This window comes from Gordonia zhaorongruii (assembly GCF_007559005.1).
GTDB classification, from domain to species: Bacteria; Actinomycetota; Actinomycetes; order Mycobacteriales; family Mycobacteriaceae; genus Gordonia; species Gordonia zhaorongruii.
Genome location: NZ_CP041763.1, coordinates 1,390,650 through 1,409,152, shown reverse-complemented (window position 1 = coordinate 1,409,152; position 18,503 = coordinate 1,390,650). Strand labels below are relative to the sequence as shown.

Below are 18,503 nucleotides of genomic sequence, written 5' to 3'. Positions count from 1 at the left end.
CGCAGACGAACGAGAGAGGCGAGCCCTGACGGGGCTCGCCTCTCTCGTCGTATCGCGCCTATTTCCAGGTACGCAGAACTATTTGCAGGTACGCAGACCTATTTCCAGGTACGCAGGGCGCTGATGCGCGCCTTCAGCTGCTCCGCGGTGGCCATCGCCGTCGGCGGTCCGCCGAGGCGTTCACGGAGTTCGTTGTGCACCATCCCGTGAGGCTTTCCCGTGCGATGGTTGTGGAGCGCGACCAGCGTGTTGAGTTCCTTGCGCAATGCGTGCAGGTTCTCCCCGGTGCCGCGCTCCGCGGCGTTCGGCGCATCCTTGGCTGCTTCGTCGTCGCGCGGGCGAACGGTGCTCCGCCGGGTCACCTGTTCAGCCTGACGCTGCTGCAGCAGAGTGCGCACCTGATCGGCGTCGAGGAGACCGGGAAGGCCCAGATAGTCCGACTCCTCGTCGGAACCGACCAGCGTCGATGTACCGAACGACGAACCGTCGTAGATCACCTGATCCAGCTCGGCATCGGCGTGGAGCGATTGGAAGGCCTTCTCGTCCTCCCCCGGCTCGTCTTCCTTCTTGTTCGCCTCGGCGAGCAACTGGTCGTCCAGCCCGTCCGACTCGCGGTGCGGCTTGCCGAGGACATGATCGCGCTCGGCTTCGAGTTCACTGGCGAGCTGCAGCAGCACGGGCACCGACGGCAGGAAGACGCTGGCCGTCTCCCCCTGCCTGCGCGAGCGCACGAACCGGCCGATGGCCTGTGCGAAGTAGAGGGGCGTCGACGCGTTGGTGGCGTACACGCCGACCGACAGTCGCGGCACATCCACTCCTTCGGACACCATGCGCACGGCGACCATCCATTCGTCGTCAGACGACGAGAACTCCTCGATGCGCGACGACGACTTCGGGTCGTCGGACAGGACGACAGTCGGCTTCTTCCCGGTGATCGACTGCAGCAGGTCCGCGTAGTCACGGGCGTTCTGCTGGTCGGTGGCGATGACCAACCCGCCCGCGTCGGGCACCCCGGACTCGCGCAGCCGGGTGAGTCGTCGGTTGGCCGCAGTGAACACCGCGTAGATCCAGTCGCCGTGCGGATCGAGCGCGGTACGCCACGCCCGTGCCGTCTGCTCGGCCGACAACGGCTCGCCGAGCCGCGCGGTGAACTCCTCGCCTGCACTGGTGCGCCAGCTGGCCTCACCCGAATAGGCAAGGAACACCACCGGGCGCACGACGCCGTCACGGAGGGCTGCGGAGTACCCGTAGTTGCTGTCGGCGCGCGAACGCTGCGAACCGCCGGGCTCGGGTTCGTACGTCACGAACGGAATCTGCGAGTCGTCCGAGCGGAACGGCGTTCCGGTGAGCGATAGCCGCCGGGTCGCGTCCTCGAACGCCTCGCGTATGCCGTCGCCCCACGACTTCGCGTCGCCTCCGTGGTGGATCTCGTCGAGGATCACGAGCGTCCGGTACTGCTCGGTTCGCACCCGGTGCCGGAACGGGTGAGCGGCGACCTGTGCGTATGTGAGGACCACACCGTCGAAATCCGAGCTGGTCGCTCCGGTCGAGTTCGAGAAGTTGGCGTCGAGCGCGAGCCCCTGACGAGCCGCCGACGCCGCCCACTGATGCTTGAGGTGCTCGGTCGGCGCGACGACGGTGATCCGGTCGACGGTCCGGTCCGACAGCAGTTCGGCGGCGACCCGGAGACCGAACGTCGTCTTGCCTGCGCCAGGTGTGGCGACCGCCAGGAAATCGCGCGGATTGGTGGTCAGGTACTGAGTGAGCGCTCGCCGCTGCCACGCGCGCAACGGCGCACCCGACACAACTCGACGGTCAGCATCGACATCGGTACTGGTCACCCTGCTCCTCAAGCATAGACATGCAGATTCTCCCCCGGCCCCGCCTTCATCACGACGTGAACGACGCGAGATCGGGGCGGATGCGGCCTTGATTCTATCCCCTGGCGCCGACACTCATCGCCACGCCGCGGGAGGGGCGGTGATCGACCTGGTCACGGTCATCGGCCATGCTTGTGTCATCAGCACACGTCGGCCCTCCTCCACAGACGCCGCCGCAGAGCTTCCTGCCGAGGATCACTCAGCGGCCCCATCGGCATATTCGTCGTCGTCACTGGGATCGATCATCGAACCCACGAGCGAGCAGGTCACCGAGCCCATGCACGACACCGAGGCCGAGCGGCCGCAGGTTCTGCGGAGCGTGCCGAAGCTCGCCTGGCGGACCATCGTGAAGGCCTGGGACGACTCGATCATCGGGTGGGCCGCGCAGGCCGCCTTCTGGCAGGCTCTGTCGCTGCCGCCGCTCCTGCTGGGAGTACTCGGCAGCCTCGGCTACATCGGTGGCTGGTTCGGGCCGGACACCATCGAGATCATCACTCAGCGCATCCTGTCGTTCGCAGACCGCACTTTCACCGATCAGGTCGTGAACGATCTGATCGCCCCGACCGTCGAGAACGTCCTCGGTCGCGGCCGGGTGACCATCATGTCGTTGAGCTTCATCCTGTCCTTGTGGGCGGGCTCGTCCGCGATGAGCTGCTTCGTCTCGTCGATCGTGCACGCTCACGATCAGCACGAGGTCCGCAATCCCGTGTGGCAGCGCATCTTCGCGCTGATCATCTATCTGTTCTTCCTGGTGATGTCGATCCTGGTGCTGCCGCTCGTGGCATTGGGACCCACGTATCTGCGCAGCGTGGTGCCGGATGGGTGGGGTCCCGCCGTCAGCGAACTCGTCGACTGGCTGTACTTCCCGTTCGTCGGCGTCCTGCTGATCGGCGCACTATCGGCGCTGTACCGGTTCGCCCTGCCCTTTCCGCCCCCGCGACGGCGCCTGGTGCCGGGTGCCATCCTGGCCGGCGTCGGATTCTGGCTGGCGACGTACGTCCTGCGCGCCTACCTGACAACGCTGACGCAGACCGGGTACACCTACGGTGCCCTGGCGACACCGATCGCGTTTCTGCTCTTCACGTTCTTCCTCGGCTTCGCGATCGTGGCCGGCGCCGAGTTCAACGCCGCCATCGACGAGATGTGGCCGGCGCCCCGGAACGAGGCCGTCATGCGGCACTGGGTGAGTTCGCAGACGACGGAGATCACCGACACCCTGCGGAACCGCGCCGTGAACAGGCGCGGTCCCGACCGTGGTCGGCACGAGAGCCCGGACTAGCTCTTCTTCATCTTCGCGTAGACCTTCTTGCACTCCTCGCACACCGGCGAGCCCGGCTTTGCCGACTTGGTGACCGGGAAGACCTCACCGCACAGCGCGACGACATGACTGCCCATGACCGCGCTCTCGGCGATCTTGTCCTTCTTCACGTAATGGAAGACCTTGGGGGTGTCGTCGTCCTGTTCGGTCCGTTCATCGACTTCGGGGCGTTCAACTGTCTGAGTGGCCATGAATCCATTCTGCCGCACTGTGGGAGAATCGGGAACATGGCGCAAGGCAGACCGGACCCCGACAGTTTCCTGATCACCGGTGCCGAGCAGGATCAGGATGAGGCCTTCCGCGCCCGTAAGCGGCGGTATCTGCTGATGATGAGCATCCGGGTACCAGCCCTGATCATCGCGTCGATCGTGTACGCGACCACCCAGAACGGATGGCTCGCCCTCGGCATCATCGTGCTGTCGATTCCGATCCCGTGGATCGCAGTGCTCCGCGCGAACGACAGCGAACCGCGTAAGCACGGCGAGGTCCGGACCTACCACTACGGCACGAGCCGAACCGTCGGCCCGCCGGAGCTCTCGAGCCGGCCCGCGCTGCGCGACCGTTTCGACGACGGCGACCACGACGTCATCGATGCCGAAGCAGACGATGCCGAAGCAGACGACGCCGATACCGACGCCGCCGCGGACACCGGCGAGACCGGCACCGACGGGCCGGAGTCTCGATGATCGAGCTCAAGACCGCCGCCGAGATCGAGAAGATGGCCATCACCGGACGGTTCGTCGGCGAGGTCCTCTCGACGCTGTCGCGGATGGCCCGCCCCGGAGTCAATCTGCTCGATCTGGAACAGCACGCACGAACCATGATCGCCGACCGCGGCGCCGTCAGCTGCTATGTCGACTACGCCCCTTCCTTCGGGCGCGGACCGTTCGGCAACGTCATCTGTCTGTCGGTGAACGACGGCGTGCTGCACGGACTCCCCCACGACTACGTCCTGGCGCTCGGAGACCTCGTCACGATGGACTTCGCAGTGTCGATCGACGGCTGGACGGCCGACTCCGCACTCACCGTCCGGGTCGGGGCCGAGGCCGACCCGGATCACCCCGACGCACGACTGATCGGATCGACCGAACGTGCCCTCGCCGCGGGCATCGCCGCCGCTGTTCCGGGCGCCCGGCTCGGCGACGTGTCCGCAGCCATCGGCGCGATCGCGGCGCAGCACGGATACTGCGTGAACACCGAGTTCGGCGGACACGGCATCGGCCGCACGATGCACGAGGATCCGCATGTGCCCAACATCGGCAGACCCGGACGCGGGCCGGTGCTGAGGCCCGGCACGGTGCTCGCCCTGGAACCCTGGTGGTCGGCAGGCACCGATCGGCTCGTCTACGATCCCGACGGCTGGACCCTCCGCTCCGCGGACGGCTCCCCGACTGCGCACTCCGAGCACACCGTCGCGATCACCGAGGACGGTCCTCGCGTGCTCACGCTCCGCGAGACCGAACCCGACTGATCTGCTCGGTCCACGCGCCCATGCGGCTCACCGCACGCGCGGCGTCCGGAACGGCGGCCGTGAGCGCGTCGACCATCGCCGCACGCGGCTCCGGGGACCACACCGTGACCACGGTGCCCGCGTCGTGGGTCACGTCGAGCAGGGTCGCCCACCTGGCGAGGGGTTCGGTGCGACGCGGGATCCTCGCGTCCACGATCGTCCACTCCGGGTACCGGTCTGCGAGCCAGAGGAGGTCGGCCGCATTCGTGGGAGCGTCGCAGAGTTCGGAGAACTCCACGCGGAGCCGGCCGGAGCCTGCGGCGATCACCCGTACCGGGTGCGACCCGGGCTGGAGCAGTCCGGGACGATCCCCCACCTCCGCGGACGGCGCGCTCTCGCCGACGATCCAGCGCCCGGAGGCGAAGCCGCCGCCTGCGCCCTCCCCTGCCTGCCGGAGGTCCCGGCCGCCGTCGACGTCGACGATCGTGAACCGGGCTGCCACCCGCGCCATGGTCGGCGCGAACCCCGCGTGGAACATCGGGTTCGGCATCTGCTCGTGCGGTCGGCGGTTCGACGTGACGATCACCCGGACCCGACGATCCGCGAGGGTTGTGAGCACCCGGTCGAGGAACACGCCGTCCGCCGGGTCGTGCACCGCGAACTCATCGAGGCACACCACGTCGTACGGTGACCCGTTCGCCGAGAGCACGGCATCCACACCGCGCGTCCAGCCACCGTTGTCGTCGATCGAGCGGTGCAGGTCGGCGAAGAACCCGTGCAGATGCGTCCGCAGCACCCGCGCCTGCGACACCGCGACGAACCAGTCGACGACCTGGGTCTTGCCCTGCCCGGGAGGTCCGACCAGGTAGAGGTCACCGGGCGGTCCGGATGCGCCGACGCTCGACAATGCGTCCGCGGCGCGACGCTGCCCAGACGTGAGCGTCATGTCCTCAGCGGCTGCACGGGCATCGATGGCCGCCCGAAGACCCTCCGCACCACGGCGCGTTCGTCTCATCCTCACTCGCATGACATTAACTCTATGTTCATAGAGTCTGGTTTGATGGGATCGTGACCGACCCCACTGCACCGGCATCGGATCGTCGAACCCAGATATGCGACGCCGCCATCGCTCTCGCCGCCACCGGCGGTAATCGGGCGGTCACGCACAGCGCGATCGATCGTGCACTCGAGCTCCCCAAGGGATCGACCTCGTACTACTTCCGCACTCGGCGTGCACTCCTCGACGCCGCGATCACCCGACTCACCGCTGCCTCATCCGCCGCCTTCGGCACGCTGCTCGGACCGGATCCCGCAGTTCACGGCCTCGACGATCCGGCCGCAGTCATCGCCGACTACCTGGAGGAGCTGATCACCGAGCGACGGGACCACGTACTCGCCAGATTCGCGTTCGCACCCGACGCCTGTCATGACGACGAACTCGCACGGGCACTCGCCGAATGCTTGTTCTCGCTGCCGGCCGCCGTCTCGTTCTTCACCACAGCGGGCGCTGCCGATCCGCACGCAGAGGCCCGCGACCTCGTCGCACTGTGCGAGGGCATCGCGGCGTCGGCCCTGTTCACCCGGAGCACTCCCGCTGCAGACGATCTGGCGGGCACCGTGCGCCGCAGATTCGGCCGGCTGCGCCGCAATCCGCCGACCTCCTAGGCAGCTCCATCAGGCCGCTCGATGTCTCAGTGACTTCTCAGGCGCAGCGGGAACCTTTCGGCGCACGAGTGCGTTGGACCTGGTGAACGCACTTGAACCGCGCACTCTTGGAGGTCGTATGTCTCGCACGACGATTGCACGCCCCACCGAAGCCTCTGCCCGGACCCGTCCGGCGCTGACCGACCAGGACCTCGACGCGCAGTCACCGTCGGCCGACCTGGTCCGCGTCTACCTCAACGGAATCGGACGTACGGCACTCCTCAACGCCGAGCAGGAGGTGCAGCTCGCGAAGCAGATCGAGGCGGGCCTGTACGCGACGCACATTCTCGCCAACCGCAAACGACTCTCCGCGGCGCGCAAGCGCGACCTCAAGATCGTCGTTCGCGAGGGCCGTACTGCGCGCTCGCACCTCCTCGAGGCCAACCTCCGTCTCGTGGTGTCGCTGGCCAAGCGCTACACGGGCCGCGGCATGCCGCTCCTGGATCTCATCCAGGAGGGCAACCTCGGACTGATCCGCGCGGTCGAGAAGTTCGACTACGCGAAGGGCTTCAAGTTCTCGACGTACGCCACCTGGTGGATCCGCCAGGCCATCAGCCGCGGCATGGCCGATCAGAGCCGCACCATCCGCCTGCCCGTCCATCTCGTCGAGCAGGTCAACAAGATCGCTCGCATCCGCCGCGAACTGCACCAGCAGCTCGGCCGGGAAGCGACCGACGACGAGTTGGCCGCCGAATCGGGTATCCCCGCAGCGAAGATCGCCGACCTGATGGACCACAGCCGGGACCCGGTGAGTCTCGACATGCCCGTCGGCAACGACGAGGAGGCCCCGCTGGGCGACTTCATAGAAGACGCCGAGGCCACCTCGGCCGAGACGGCGGTCATCTCGAACCTCCTGCACTCCGACATCCGGTCGGTGCTCGGCACCCTCGATGAGCGCGAGCAGCAGGTCATCACCATGCGGTTCGGGCTCGACGACGGTCAGCCGCGCACTCTGGATCAGATCGGTCGTGCTTTCGGACTCTCACGTGAGCGCGTCCGCCAGATCGAGCGCGACGTGATGGGCAAGCTCCGTCAGGGTGACCGCGCCGAGAAGCTGCGCGCATACGCGAGCTGATCAGCTCAGCCGTCGAGGCCCGGTGTCTGCAAGCGTGGGCACCGGGCCGACGTGCATCCAGGCCCCGAGCACCGAGACGCCGTCCGCGGATCCCAGGATCGGATCGCACCGGACCTCGCGAACTTCGGGTACTTCGTCCACCAGTGCCGAGATGCGCAGGATCAGGTCGACCAGCGCATCGGTATCGGTGGGCTCATCCACCGGGCCACCCTCGAGAAGGATCGACGCCTGCGGTTCGGCGACCAATTCCCGGGCGTCGAGCTCAGTCAACGGCACCGACCGGTAACCGCGGTCGCCCAGGGCATCGAACAGCCTGCCCGACAACCCGAAGCTGATGAGTGATCCGAACGACTCGTTGTCGCTGACGGTGATGCTCGTGCCGAGCCCCTTCGGGGCCATCTTCTGCACGTGCAGAACATCGTCTCCGGTGAGCGTCTGCAGTTCGGTGAACGCCGTCAGAACCGACGTCGCATCCGGCAGATCGAGGCGAGCCCCCTCGCGGTCCAGACGCCCGACCCAGCTCGCCGAGGTGGCCTTGACCGCCACCGGGAACCCCAGCTCGCGGGCAGCTGCAGAAGCCTCCTGCATGGTCCGCACCTCCCGGAAGGCGACGACCTCGATGCCGTAACGGGACAGGACGTACGCCGACTCGACGGCGGTCAGGTCCCGGGCACCGTCGACCATCGCCTCACGGACGAACGAGCGTGCGTCCTCCGCCGCAGTGCCCTCGATCGTCGGGACGACCGCAGCCGGCCGATTCCGCCACTCCGCGTACTTCCACGCGCGCGCCAGCGCCGTCGCGGCCCGCTCCGGGGACGAGTACGACGGGATGGACCCGCGCACCGGCATCCCGTCCGGCCCCGGTCGCGAGAGACCCGGCGGCACCCCTTCCACCGCGAGGAACGTGGTCACGACCGGCTTGATCGGGACGTCTCCACCGTCGGCGGGACGAACCGCCTCCATCAGCCCGTGCGCGTAGTCGGCTGCGTCCACTGCGACCGGTGGGACGAACACCACGATGACGGCGTCCACGTCGGCATCGGCCATCGCGACCGCGACTGCCTCGGACAGGTCCGGTTGCGAGACCGCAGGCCCCAGGTCGACCGATGCCACGACGTCGAGTCCCGACGATCGGGCGGTGTTCGCGGCGAGTGCGGCGATCACCGACGAGTTCCCGATGATCGCGGTCCGCGGTCCTGTCGGCAGCGGCTGATACGCCAAGACGGTGCCGCAGTCGAAGAGTTCGGTGATGGTTCCGACCTGGATCACGCCGGCCTGACGCAGCACCATCTGCGCGATCGCGTCGTCTCGACCGGCTTCCCAGGTACGGGAGGCCCTGGCCTGCGTCATCGCGGCGCGTCCCGACTTGATCGCCACGATCGGCTTCGACGACGCCAGCCGTCGTGCGATGCGGGCGAACTTGCGCGGGTTGCCGAAGCTCTCGAGGTACAGCAGCACCACATCCGTGCTCTCGTCGGTGTCCCAGTACTGCAGGACGTCGTTACCCGACACGTCGGCGCGGTTGCCCGCGGAGACGAACGTCGAGAGACCGAGTTGCCGATGCTTGGCAGCGTCGAGGATGGCGATGCCCAGAGCACCGGACTGGCAGAAGAACCCCACTCGGCCGGGGCCCGGGATGTGCGGGGCGAGTGTCGCGTTGAGTGCGATGTCGGTCGTGTTGTTGACCACCCCGAGCGCGTTGGGTCCGACGAGCCGCATACCGTGGGCGCGCGCCTGCTCGGCGAGCCTGCGCTCACTCTCCCATCCGGCTTCCTCTCCGCTCTCGCCGAAGCCGGCCGACACCACGACCAGTGTCCGCACCCCTTTGTCCAGACAATCGGCCAGAACGTCGTCCATCCCGGACGCTGGGACCGCGATGACTGCGAGATCCACCGGATCGGGGATCGCTCGAACCGACGGGTACGCCCGGATGCCGCGCACCGATGGCGGCGCCGGTCGGGGCTGCCGGTGCGGTCTGCGACGCGGGGACGGCTCGAACCGTGACACCGACGTGGGGCCCGACGGCTCCTCCTCAGCGGCCTCAGCTCCTGATCCCGGACCATTCACCGGGAACACCGGACCGGTGAAGCCCGCCGAGATGATGTTCGACAGCAGAACGTTGCCGACCTTCTTCGAGTCGGTCGACGCCCCGATCACCGCGATCGACTGCGGGCGAAGAAGATTCGCGATACTACGTGCCTCGGAGGCACGTTCGCGCGCGTTCCGCACCGAGGTGAGGGCCTCGGACGGGTCGATGAGGAATTCAACATGCACGGTGCTGCCGTCGAACGCCCGGCTGACCTGATACCCCGCGTCACGGAACACGGCGACCATGGTCGGGTTCTCGGAGAGGACCTCGGCTTCGAATCGGGCGAACCCGTTCTCGGCGGCGATCCCGGCGAGGTGCTCCAGCAGAATCGGCCCGAGTCCGCGCCCCTGATGGTTATCGGCGACGACGAACGCGACTTCCGCGGAGTCCGGCTTTCCGTCGGCTTCGAGTCCTTCGTACAGTCCCATCGCGACGATCTCCTGCCCGAGCATGGCCAGGATGGCGACTCGGTGGCGATAGTCGACAGTCGTCATCCGCACCACCTCGCGTGGCGGCAGCGTGGGAGTCGGGCCGAAGTACCGCAGGTAGCGGGTCCGTTCACTCAATCCGTTATGGAACTCCACGAGCACGTCGGCGTCCGAGGGGAGGATGGGGCGCAGGTGGACGACGCCGCCATCGGACGCGAGGACGTCGGCGACCCAGTGTCGCGGGTAATGAGATTCAGTCACGTGGATCCTCCGGGTCGAGTCCGTGCAGCGGGAACACTGCGCGGCGGGTGGCGAGAATCGATTTGTCGGTCTGTCGTTGCGCGGTCTCGCTGATACCGCCCGGGGGCGGTGCAGCTGTGTCGCCGTCCCAGGCGGTGAACTCGGTGTCGCCGCCGTCGGTCATGGCCCCAACCGGGGGCCGCGCGTAATCGGGGTGCACGGTGCTCTGGGCTTGCGCGGCCGCGGTCATCCACTCGGGCGAGATGGCCGTATGGGGATCGATGTCGCGGTCGAGGCTCGCACCGATGAGGTACGTCCAGGCTCGCGGCACGACGTTGATCACGCCGTACCCGCCGCCGCCGACGGCCAGCCACCGCCCGTCGCTGTACTTGTCCGCCAGATCCCGCACGGTCCGCATCGCCGCGGCCTGGCCGTCGACAGTCAGTGCCAGATCGGTCAACGGATCCTCGACATGCGAGTCGACGCCTGCCTGCGTGACGATGATCTGCGGCTTGAACTCCGCGAGGAGAGACGGGACGACGGCGTCGAACGCCCGCAGCCACAACCTGTCCGGGGTGCCGGGCAGCAAGCCGAGGTTGACCGCGCTCCCCTCGGCGCCGCTCGCACCGAGTTCGGTCGCCCAGCCGGTTCCCGGCCACAGCGTCGCCGGATGCTGATGCAGCGACACGGTCAGGACACGTGGGTCGGCATAGAACTGCTGCTGGACGCCGTCGCCGTGGTGGGCGTCGATGTCCACGTACGCGATCCGGTCGTACCCTTGTTCCAGCATCCACTCGATGGCGATCGAGCAGTCGTTGTAGATGCAGAATCCGGCAGCATGCCCCGGCATCGCATGGTGCATTCCCCCGCCGATGTTGACCGCCCGCCGCACGGCGCCCGATGTGATGGCCTGCGCTGCCGCCAGCGTCCCACCCACCAGCATCGAACCCGCCTCGTGCATCTTGTCGAAGATCGGGTTGTCCGCGCTGCCCAGACCGAACATGCGCTCGAGCATCGTCGCGTTGCTCGACGCCATCCCGCTGCTCACCGCGCGCACCGCGTCTATGTAGGCCTGCGTGTGCACCGTCCGCAGCCGATCCTCGTCGACGGGCAGGGGCTCGACGGTGTCGACGTCGTCGAGGATCCCGAGGCTCCGGGACAACGACATCGTGAGCGCCAGCCTGATCGGACTCATCGGATGCGTGTGCGCCCATTTGTAGTCGAGGAAATGGTCACTCCAGATGATCGCGGCACTCACCCGGATAACGCTATCGGTAAGCCGCAGCTGTGTATTCACAACGCGCGCGGGAAGCCAGGACCCGACGCGCCGCAACGGCGTTGGGTAGCCTGTGAATCAGCGAAAGGACCAAGGCTGCCGTGAACGATCTTGTCGACACCACTGAGATGTATCTGCGGACGATCTACGACCTCGAAGAAGAGGGGATCGTCCCACTGCGCGCGCGTATCGCCGAGCGCCTCGACCAGAGCGGCCCCACGGTCTCGCAGACCGTGGCCCGCATGGAACGCGATGGACTGGTGAAGGTCGCAGGCGACCGCCACCTCGAACTGACTCCGAACGGCCGGAATCTGGCCGTGTCGGTGATGCGGAAGCACCGGCTGGCCGAACGCCTCCTGGTCGACGTGATCGGGATGCCGTGGGACGAAGTCCACGACGAGGCATGCCGGTGGGAGCACGTGATGAGCGAGAACGTCGAGCGGCGCCTGCTCGCCGTCCTCGACAATCCGACCACCTCCCCGTACGGGAATCCGATTCCCGGACTGGAGGAGCTCGGAATCACTTCGACCGCGGGCGATGACGACAAGATCATTCGTCTGGTCGATCTGCCCGACGGAGAGTCCGCGGTCATCGTCAAGCGCATGTCCGAGCATGCCCAGGCCGACGGTGATCTGATCGCCGACCTGCGTGATGCGGGCGTGGTCCCGAATGCTCGAGTCAGCGCCACCGTGAGCCCGCGAGCGGTCATCATCAGCACTCCCGGACACCAGGGTCTGACGCTCTCACCGGAGATGGCGCACGCGATCTTCGTCGTTCCCGCGCACTGAGACGCGGTAGCGGATCGCCGCAGGCTCGTCAGCCTGCGGCGCGATCGGCCGCAGGCGGTAGCTCGACTCCGAGGTCGTGGGCGAGGTCGAACGACAGTTCCGCGAGGCCTCTCAACTCCCGAGGCGGCAGGCCGTTGACGAGCGCGGTGTCGAGCAGGTTCGCGAGACTGTACTCCGGGTCCGCGGCGTGCGCGGCATCGAACGCAGTCGATGCGAAGGCACCGGATCCCTCCATGTAGTGGAGGTACCCGAGCAGAGTGGCGGCAGCCGCCCGCGGGGTCCCCGAGAGGCGCCGTGCCAGATCGCGCCACAGGTTCTCGGCCGCTTCGTGATGGACGGTGAGACCGAATCCGAGCACGGCGTCGCGTACCTGGATCGACAGCAGTGCATCGGCGAGCGCGTTGACTCGATCGCAGCTCAGTGCCCGTGTCCCGCCGTCGCACGACCACTCGACCACCGTCGCGTACAGCAATGCGAGCCGGGCCCGGTCCACCTCGTCGGCCGGTCCGGACGGCGGAATCGGCGAGACCGAGCGGCAGATCGCATCATCGCAGTGCTCACGGAAGGCCAGCATCTCCTCGAGTTCGCTCCGCCGCCCGAGAATTCCGCGGCCGCTGTAGACCGAGCGGTGCAACGCCGCGGGCGAGGCCTGCGGATCGGTGAGTTCACCGCACTCCGCCACGTCGCCGGGGAACATTCCACCGCTCGAACGATCCGGTTGCCAGACCGTCCGCCACCGCTGCCCCAGCACCAGGTCCCGGGCGGCGAACCCCGCGGTCAGGCCGCCGATCGCACGGAAGGCACGATGCACCTCGCGCGCCAGCAGATCGTAGCGCTCGTCTGCCGGATCGACGCGGTCATCGACGAGGACCGCCACGACACCGCAGGCGCCGTAGGATTCGCTCAGTTCGCCGAGCCGGCCCAGGAGCCGCTTCATCTCGACGGAGGCCCGGCCGCCGCGAGTCCAGTGCAGATCGTGCCGCATCGTCGCGGTGATCTGCGAGCGATGGTCGAAGCACATCAGCACGATGGAGCGTTCCGGGACGAATCCCAGCAGCGCGGGCACTGCGGCGATCAATGGATCGGGATCGGCGACTCGGCGTGATCCCTGTGTTCTGGTGGTGATCGTGATCCTCATGGATCGACGATCCGTCCATCAGCGTGCGGTCGGCGGGTTCAGCGCCGGTTGTGGAGCGAACCCGTCGAAATCCCCAATTCCTCCAGCGACGATGCACTCCCGGTAACGCGCTGCGCCTCGACTCATCCTCCGAACGCGCGCGTCGTGGCAGCGTCGAAGAGCTCCCGCGTCGCGGACCGGTCCGGAGCACCCAACTCGCGTCCGGGTCGGCGGTTCTGCACGACCACCCGCACATCCCCCTGCTGGGCGACGAGCTCGTACACATACGCATAGGCGGTCTCGCCGTTACGCAGAGTGCGATCGCTCTGCACAGCGCCGTCCCCCGCCTCGATGGCCTTCCCCGAATCGATGATCTGGGTCGTCACATGCGTGCCGACCGTTCCGCCCAGCAGGAAGTCGGGGCAGCTGCGAAGCCGATCGACGTACTCGTGGAAGCCGCCCGATGCTCGCGCGACGAGCACACTCAACGTGCCCCCGGCCAGTCCGCCCGGACCGACCCGCAGGGCCGCGCCCTCCGCACTGACGGGACTCGGAGTGCACTCGTCCGGCTCGTTCCGGGCACGCAGCGGCAGGAACGTGACGTCCGCGATAGCACCCGGCAACTGCGCAGGCGGAACCTGCGTCGCCGGGCCGAAGGGGAACGCCGACGAATCGACGGCCTTCGCGTTCAGATCGGGCACCCGCTCGGCGGCACCGTCGACCGAGCAGCCCGTCGCAACCGTCGCAGCCACGACCGCAGCGATCACACACTTCACTCCTGTCACAACACGCACGACTCCACTGTGCCATCGCGCACCAGGAACTCATCGCAGCGACCCGCACCCGGTTCGCTCCGCGCCGGGAATGCCGCACCGAGCAACCGTGTTGTAAGGCATGACGCCCGTACGGGACAATGAACTGCACGATGCAGGACCTGACGGGAACGGGCGGCTCGCAGCCGCCGCACTCACGTAACACCCGATGAAGGGGGACACATGGACGAGTGGACGCAGGAGCCGCGCTCACTGTACGAGCTCGAGTTCCCGGCTCCCGCCGTAGCCGGCACGGAAGGCGGCGGCCCGGTGCTGGTCCACGCCCTGGAGGGCTATGCGGACGCAGGACACGCAGTGACGCTCGCCGCCTCGCATCTGCGCGATGCGCTGGACAGCGAACTGGTCGCTACCTTCAACTCGGACGAGCTGATCGATTACCGGTCGCGCAGGCCGATGATCTCGTTCTCCGGCGATAAGTTCGATGGCATCGAGATGCCGACCCTCGCGATGCACGCGGTCCGCGACAATTCCGGAATCCCGTTCCTCCTCCTCGAGGGCCCGGAGCCGGACTTGCGCTGGGACCAGTTCACGACCGCCATGTCGGCGCTCGCCGAACGCTTCGGCGTCTCGCAGGTCGTCGGCCTCAACTCGATTCCGATGGCTGTGCCCCACACGCGTCCGGCGCCCATCACCGGACACGGCACCGATGAGGAAGCACTCACCGACCTGAACAACTGGGGCAGCCCGATGAAGCTGCCGGCCAGTGCGTCGATGCTGATGGAGCTTCGCCTCGGCGAGGCCGGATACCGGACCGCCGGGCTGTCCGCGAGCGTGCCGCACTACCTGGCGCAAGCCAACTACCCGTCTGCCGCGGCATCGCTCGTCGAAGCGGTGGCGACGGTCACCGGACTCGACCTCCCGATCTCGGCACTGGAGAACGCGGCATCGGACGTCCGCAAGCAGATCGACGGCGAAGTCGAATCGAACGAGGAGATCGCCACCGTCGTGTCGGCCTTGGAGAACCAGTACGACGCGTACACGCGCTCCAAGGAGGAGCAGGCATCCCTGCTCGCCCCCGACGAGTCGATGCCGACCGGCGACGAGCTAGGGGCCGAGTTCGAGCGGTTCCTCGCCGAGCATGCGGGAGAGTTCGGCGATTCCGACGAAGGACGTGATCAGGCCTGACCGATTCGGCCGGCGGTAGCACCACCGATCCGTCAGACTCCGTTGCGCCCGCCCCGCTGACCCCTACCCAGGACGAGGATCTCGCTTTCGAGCTCTTTCTCGACTGGTGGGCGGCACGGGGCATCGAGCCGTATCCGCACCAGGAGGAATCCCTTCTCGAGCTGGTATCGGGCAGCAACGTGATCCTGGCGACCCCGACCGGCTCGGGTAAATCGCTCGTCGCGTCCGGCGCCATCTACTTCGCCATGTGCCGCGGGAAGCGGGCGTACTACACCGCCCCGATCAAGGCACTCGTCAGCGAGAAGTTCTTCGACCTGTGCAATCAGTTCGGCGCGGAGAACGTCGGTCTGCTCACCGGCGACGCCTCGGTCAACGCCGACGCGCCCGTTGTGTGCGCCACCGCCGAGATCGTGGCGAACATCGCACTGCGCGACGGGCCCGACAGCGATGTCGGAGTGCTCATCTCCGACGAGTTCCACTACTACGGGGAGTCCGACCGCGGCTGGGCGTGGCAGGTACCCCTCGTCGAGCTTCCGAGCCCGTCCCCGGATCCGAAGGTGCCCGGCGGAACCCAGTTCCTGCTCATGTCTGCCACCCTCGGCGACGTCTCGTTCTTCACCGAAGACCTGAGCACGCGGACCGGCAGGCCGACCGTCGCGGTGACCGATGCGCAGCGACCGGTCCCCTTGGAGCACCGCTATTCGACGACGCCCATCCACGAGACCATCGAGCAGATCGTGTCGGCCGGTCAGGCGCCCGTGTACGTCGTCCACTTCACCCAGCAGCACGCCGTCGAACGTGCGCAGGCGCTCACCTCCGTCAAGCTGACCACGAAGGAGGAGAAGGCCGAGATCGTCGAGGCGATCGGCGATTTCGCCTTCAGTACCGGATTCGGCAACACACTGAGCAAGCTGCTGCGCGCCGGTATCGGAGTCCACCACGCAGGCATGCTCCCTCGCTACCGACGACTCGTCGAGCGACTCGCGCAGGCCGGGCTGCTCAAAGTGGTCGCCGGAACGGACACCCTCGGAGTCGGAATCAACGTGCCGATCCGCACCGTGCTGTTCGCCGGCCTCACCAAGTACGACGGTTACAAGGTCCGGCGCCTGCGCGCACGCGAATTCCACCAGATCGCCGGCCGTGCCGGGCGGGCGGGCTACGACACCGTCGGCTACGTGGTCGCCCAGGCCCCGGAGCACGACGTGGAGAACGCGAAGGCGCTCGCGAAGGCCGCAGACGACCCGAAGAAGCTCCGGAAGATCGTGCGGCGCAAGCCACCCGAGGGTTTCGTCAGCTGGGGCGAACAGACCTTCACCACGCTCATCGACGCTCCGGACGAGCCGATGCGCTCGCATTTCCGGATGACCACCGCGATGCTGATGGAGGTTCTGGAGCGGCCCGGCGACTGCTTCGTCGCACTCCGTCACCTGCTTGAGACCAATCACGAGCCGCGCAGTCGCCAATTGCGGCACATCAAGCACACGATCGCCCTGTACCGCGACCTGCGCGATACCGGGATAGTCACGCCGCTCGATTCGCCTGCCCCGGATGGCAAGCACGTCGAGCTGTCGATCGACCTCCCGGAGAACTTCGCACTGACCAATCCGCTGTCGGCGTTCGCCGTGGCCGCCTTCGAGATCCTCGATCGCGAATCCCCCACCTACGCACTCGATGTCATCTCGATCCTGGAGAGCACCCTCGAGGACCCGAGGCCGGTGCTGTTCGCGCAACGCAAGGTGGAACGAGACGCGGCGATCGCCCAGATGAAGGCGGACGGCATCGAGTACGACGAGCGGATGGAGCGACTCGAGGAGATCTCGTGGCCGCAGCCCCTCGCCGAGGAGATCGAGTTCGCGTTCGAGACGTACCGGCGCGGGCATCCGTGGCTGGCCGGATCGGCACCCAAGTGCAAGTCGGTCCTGCGGCACATGCGCGAACGGTCGATGACGTTCGCCGAACTCATCTCGCAGTACGGTCTGGCTCGCAGCGAAGGCGTGGTCCTGCGTTACCTCAGCGACTGTTACCGCGCTCTGTCCAACGGTTTGCCGATGTCCGCGGTGAGCGACGAGATCGAGGACATCACCGACGAACTCGGCGACCTCATTCGCGGTGTCGACTCCAGTCTCCTCGATGAGTGGGCCGAACTCACGGATGCGCAGGGCTGACCGGTACCGTCACCGCTCCGCTCTCGGCGATCAGGTTCGCGATGTCAGCTGCGAGCGTGCGGTACGAGTCCGCACGGCCCGAGGATTCCCGGTACACCAGTCCTATCCGTCTACCCGGCCGCGGACGTGAGAACTCCGCGACCCCCAGGGAACCGGCGGCCGTCTCCACTCCGACCGATGTCCTCGGGATCAGCGTCACGCCGAGTCCGCCTTCCACGCACTGCACAGCGGTGGTCAGCGACGCGGCTCGGGTCTGCTGCAGATCGGGCTCCACGCCCGCGCGCTGACACACGTCGAGAGCCTGATCGCGCATGCAGTGCCCCTCGTCGAGGAGCAGGAGGGGAAGGTCCGCAAGCAGGTCCGGAGACAGACGCTTGCGGCCGGCGAGTGGGTGCCCCTTCGGCATGGCGAGCAGGAAATCCTCGTCGTACATGGTGATCTCGCCGATGCCGGGTATGCCCGCGGGCAGGGCCAGCACGGCGGCATCGAGCGATCCGTCACGCAACTGCCCGAGCAGCCTGTCGGTCTGATCCTCGATCACGAGCAGGGTCAGGGACGGTCGACGCTCGCCGAGACCGCGCAGCACTCGCGGCAGGATGTACGGCGCGATCGTCGGGATTATCCCCAGTCGGAGGTGCCCGGTGAGCGGGTCGAGGTCACCTGCAGCGTCGAGCAGGAAGTCGTCGACGGCGTCGCACGCTGTGATGGCTGACGGGAGCAGCCTGGCCCCTTCCGGCGTCAACATGACGCGTCGCGTCGTCCGCTCGACGAGCTGCAGGCCCAGGCCCGCCTCCAGCCCCGCGAGCGACTGCGAAAGCGACGGCTGACTCACACCCAGATCTGCTGCTGCAGAACCGAAGTGAAGCTTCTTGGCGACGGCCACGAAGGCGCGCAGGCCACCTATTGACGGCTGATAGCTTTGATCGGTCATGCCTATCAATATAGTGCCTACTATCACCTTTACTTTTTAAGGGGTGCGGGGCAGAATAAGTGACAGACGGAGGACGGCGTCCCG

General features: G+C 67.3%; 16 protein-coding genes. 8 read left to right on the top strand and 8 right to left on the bottom strand.

The window, feature by feature from the left end; genetic code table 11:
• Positions 1-98 precede the first annotated feature (98 nt).
• A complete protein-coding gene (locus FO044_RS06485; protein WP_132993538.1) occupies positions 99-1,841 on the bottom strand; it encodes a DEAD/DEAH box helicase in 1,743 nt (580 codons plus the stop codon).
• Between the two features lie 316 nt (positions 1,842-2,157).
• Here FO044_RS06485 and FO044_RS06480 point away from each other — a divergent pair, with 316 nt between their 5' ends.
• Entirely contained in the window at positions 2,158-3,159 is a 1,002-nt protein-coding gene (locus FO044_RS06480; protein WP_132993539.1) for a YihY/virulence factor BrkB family protein, read from the top strand.
• On the opposite strand, the gene FO044_RS06475 is transcribed toward FO044_RS06480, so the two are convergent.
• Entirely contained in the window at positions 3,156-3,389 is a 234-nt protein-coding gene (locus FO044_RS06475; protein WP_132993540.1) for a DUF3039 domain-containing protein, read from the bottom strand. The two genes, FO044_RS06480 and FO044_RS06475, sit on opposite strands and share 4 nt — an antisense overlap.
• Before the next feature lie 36 nt (positions 3,390-3,425).
• On the opposite strand from FO044_RS06475, the gene FO044_RS06470 reads away from it, so the two are divergent.
• Both FO044_RS06470 and map read left to right on the top strand, forming a co-directional pair.
• Positions 3,426-3,884, top strand: a complete 459-nt coding sequence (locus tag FO044_RS06470; RefSeq protein ID WP_132993541.1) for a DUF3099 domain-containing protein — start codon at positions 3,426-3,428, stop codon at positions 3,882-3,884.
• On the top strand, positions 3,881-4,669 hold the full coding sequence (map, locus tag FO044_RS06465) for a type I methionyl aminopeptidase (protein ID WP_132993542.1): 789 nt from the start codon (positions 3,881-3,883) through the stop codon (positions 4,667-4,669). Before FO044_RS06470 ends, map begins: the two co-directional genes overlap by 4 nt.
• On the opposite strand, the gene zapE is transcribed toward map, so the two are convergent.
• On the bottom strand, positions 4,641-5,675 hold the full coding sequence (zapE, locus tag FO044_RS06460) for an AFG1/ZapE family ATPase (RefSeq protein WP_235831480.1): 1,035 nt from the start codon (positions 5,673-5,675) through the stop codon (positions 4,641-4,643). The genes map and zapE overlap by 29 nt on opposite strands.
• Before the next feature lie 41 nt (positions 5,676-5,716).
• Between zapE and FO044_RS06455 the strand changes: the two genes are divergently transcribed.
• Together FO044_RS06455 and FO044_RS06450 are read left to right on the top strand one after the other, a co-directional pair.
• The gene (locus FO044_RS06455) at positions 5,717-6,313 is read left to right on the top strand and encodes a TetR/AcrR family transcriptional regulator (RefSeq protein WP_235831481.1); all 597 of its coding nucleotides are present in this window, start codon (positions 5,717-5,719) and stop codon (positions 6,311-6,313) included.
• Positions 6,314-6,431: 118 nt separating this feature from the next.
• The gene (locus FO044_RS06450) at positions 6,432-7,427 is read left to right on the top strand and encodes a sigma-70 family RNA polymerase sigma factor (protein ID WP_132993544.1); all 996 of its coding nucleotides are present in this window, start codon (positions 6,432-6,434) and stop codon (positions 7,425-7,427) included.
• Here FO044_RS06450 and FO044_RS06445 read toward each other — a convergent pair whose 3' ends face one another.
• The gene (locus FO044_RS06445) at positions 7,428-10,205 is read right to left on the bottom strand and encodes a bifunctional acetate--CoA ligase family protein/GNAT family N-acetyltransferase (RefSeq protein WP_143965440.1); all 2,778 of its coding nucleotides are present in this window, start codon (positions 10,203-10,205) and stop codon (positions 7,428-7,430) included.
• Positions 10,198-11,442: an acetoin utilization protein AcuC gene (locus tag FO044_RS06440; RefSeq protein ID WP_132993546.1), complete on the bottom strand. Its 1,245-nt coding sequence runs from the start codon at positions 11,440-11,442 to the stop codon at positions 10,198-10,200. Before FO044_RS06440 ends, FO044_RS06445 begins: the two co-directional genes overlap by 8 nt.
• Before the next feature lie 119 nt (positions 11,443-11,561).
• On the opposite strand from FO044_RS06440, the gene FO044_RS06435 reads away from it, so the two are divergent.
• On the top strand, positions 11,562-12,248 hold the full coding sequence (locus tag FO044_RS06435) for an iron-dependent transcriptional repressor DtxR (RefSeq protein ID WP_132993547.1): 687 nt from the start codon (positions 11,562-11,564) through the stop codon (positions 12,246-12,248).
• A 28-nt stretch (positions 12,249-12,276) separates the two neighbouring features.
• Here the strand turns inward: FO044_RS06435 and FO044_RS06430 are convergent, their stop codons facing one another.
• Positions 12,277-13,386 (bottom strand): DUF4192 domain-containing protein, encoded by a 1,110-nt coding sequence (locus tag FO044_RS06430; protein ID WP_143965439.1) that lies wholly within the window; start codon positions 13,384-13,386, stop codon positions 12,277-12,279.
• A gap of 122 nt (positions 13,387-13,508) precedes the next feature.
• A complete protein-coding gene (locus FO044_RS06425; RefSeq protein WP_244945797.1) occupies positions 13,509-14,132 on the bottom strand; it encodes a hypothetical protein in 624 nt (207 codons plus the stop codon).
• A gap of 228 nt (positions 14,133-14,360) precedes the next feature.
• Between FO044_RS06425 and FO044_RS06420 the strand changes: the two genes are divergently transcribed.
• Both FO044_RS06420 and FO044_RS06415 read left to right on the top strand, forming a co-directional pair.
• A complete protein-coding gene (locus FO044_RS06420; protein WP_143965438.1) occupies positions 14,361-15,323 on the top strand; it encodes a proteasome assembly chaperone family protein in 963 nt (320 codons plus the stop codon).
• Positions 15,324-15,379: 56 nt separating this feature from the next.
• Positions 15,380-17,488 (top strand): DEAD/DEAH box helicase, encoded by a 2,109-nt coding sequence (locus tag FO044_RS06415; protein ID WP_132993550.1) that lies wholly within the window; start codon positions 15,380-15,382, stop codon positions 17,486-17,488.
• On the opposite strand, the gene FO044_RS06410 is transcribed toward FO044_RS06415, so the two are convergent.
• Positions 17,469-18,419, bottom strand: coding sequence for a hydrogen peroxide-inducible genes activator (locus FO044_RS06410; protein ID WP_143965437.1), 951 nt, complete (start codon positions 18,417-18,419; stop codon positions 17,469-17,471). The genes FO044_RS06415 and FO044_RS06410 overlap by 20 nt on opposite strands.
• Positions 18,420-18,503 lie beyond the last annotated feature (84 nt).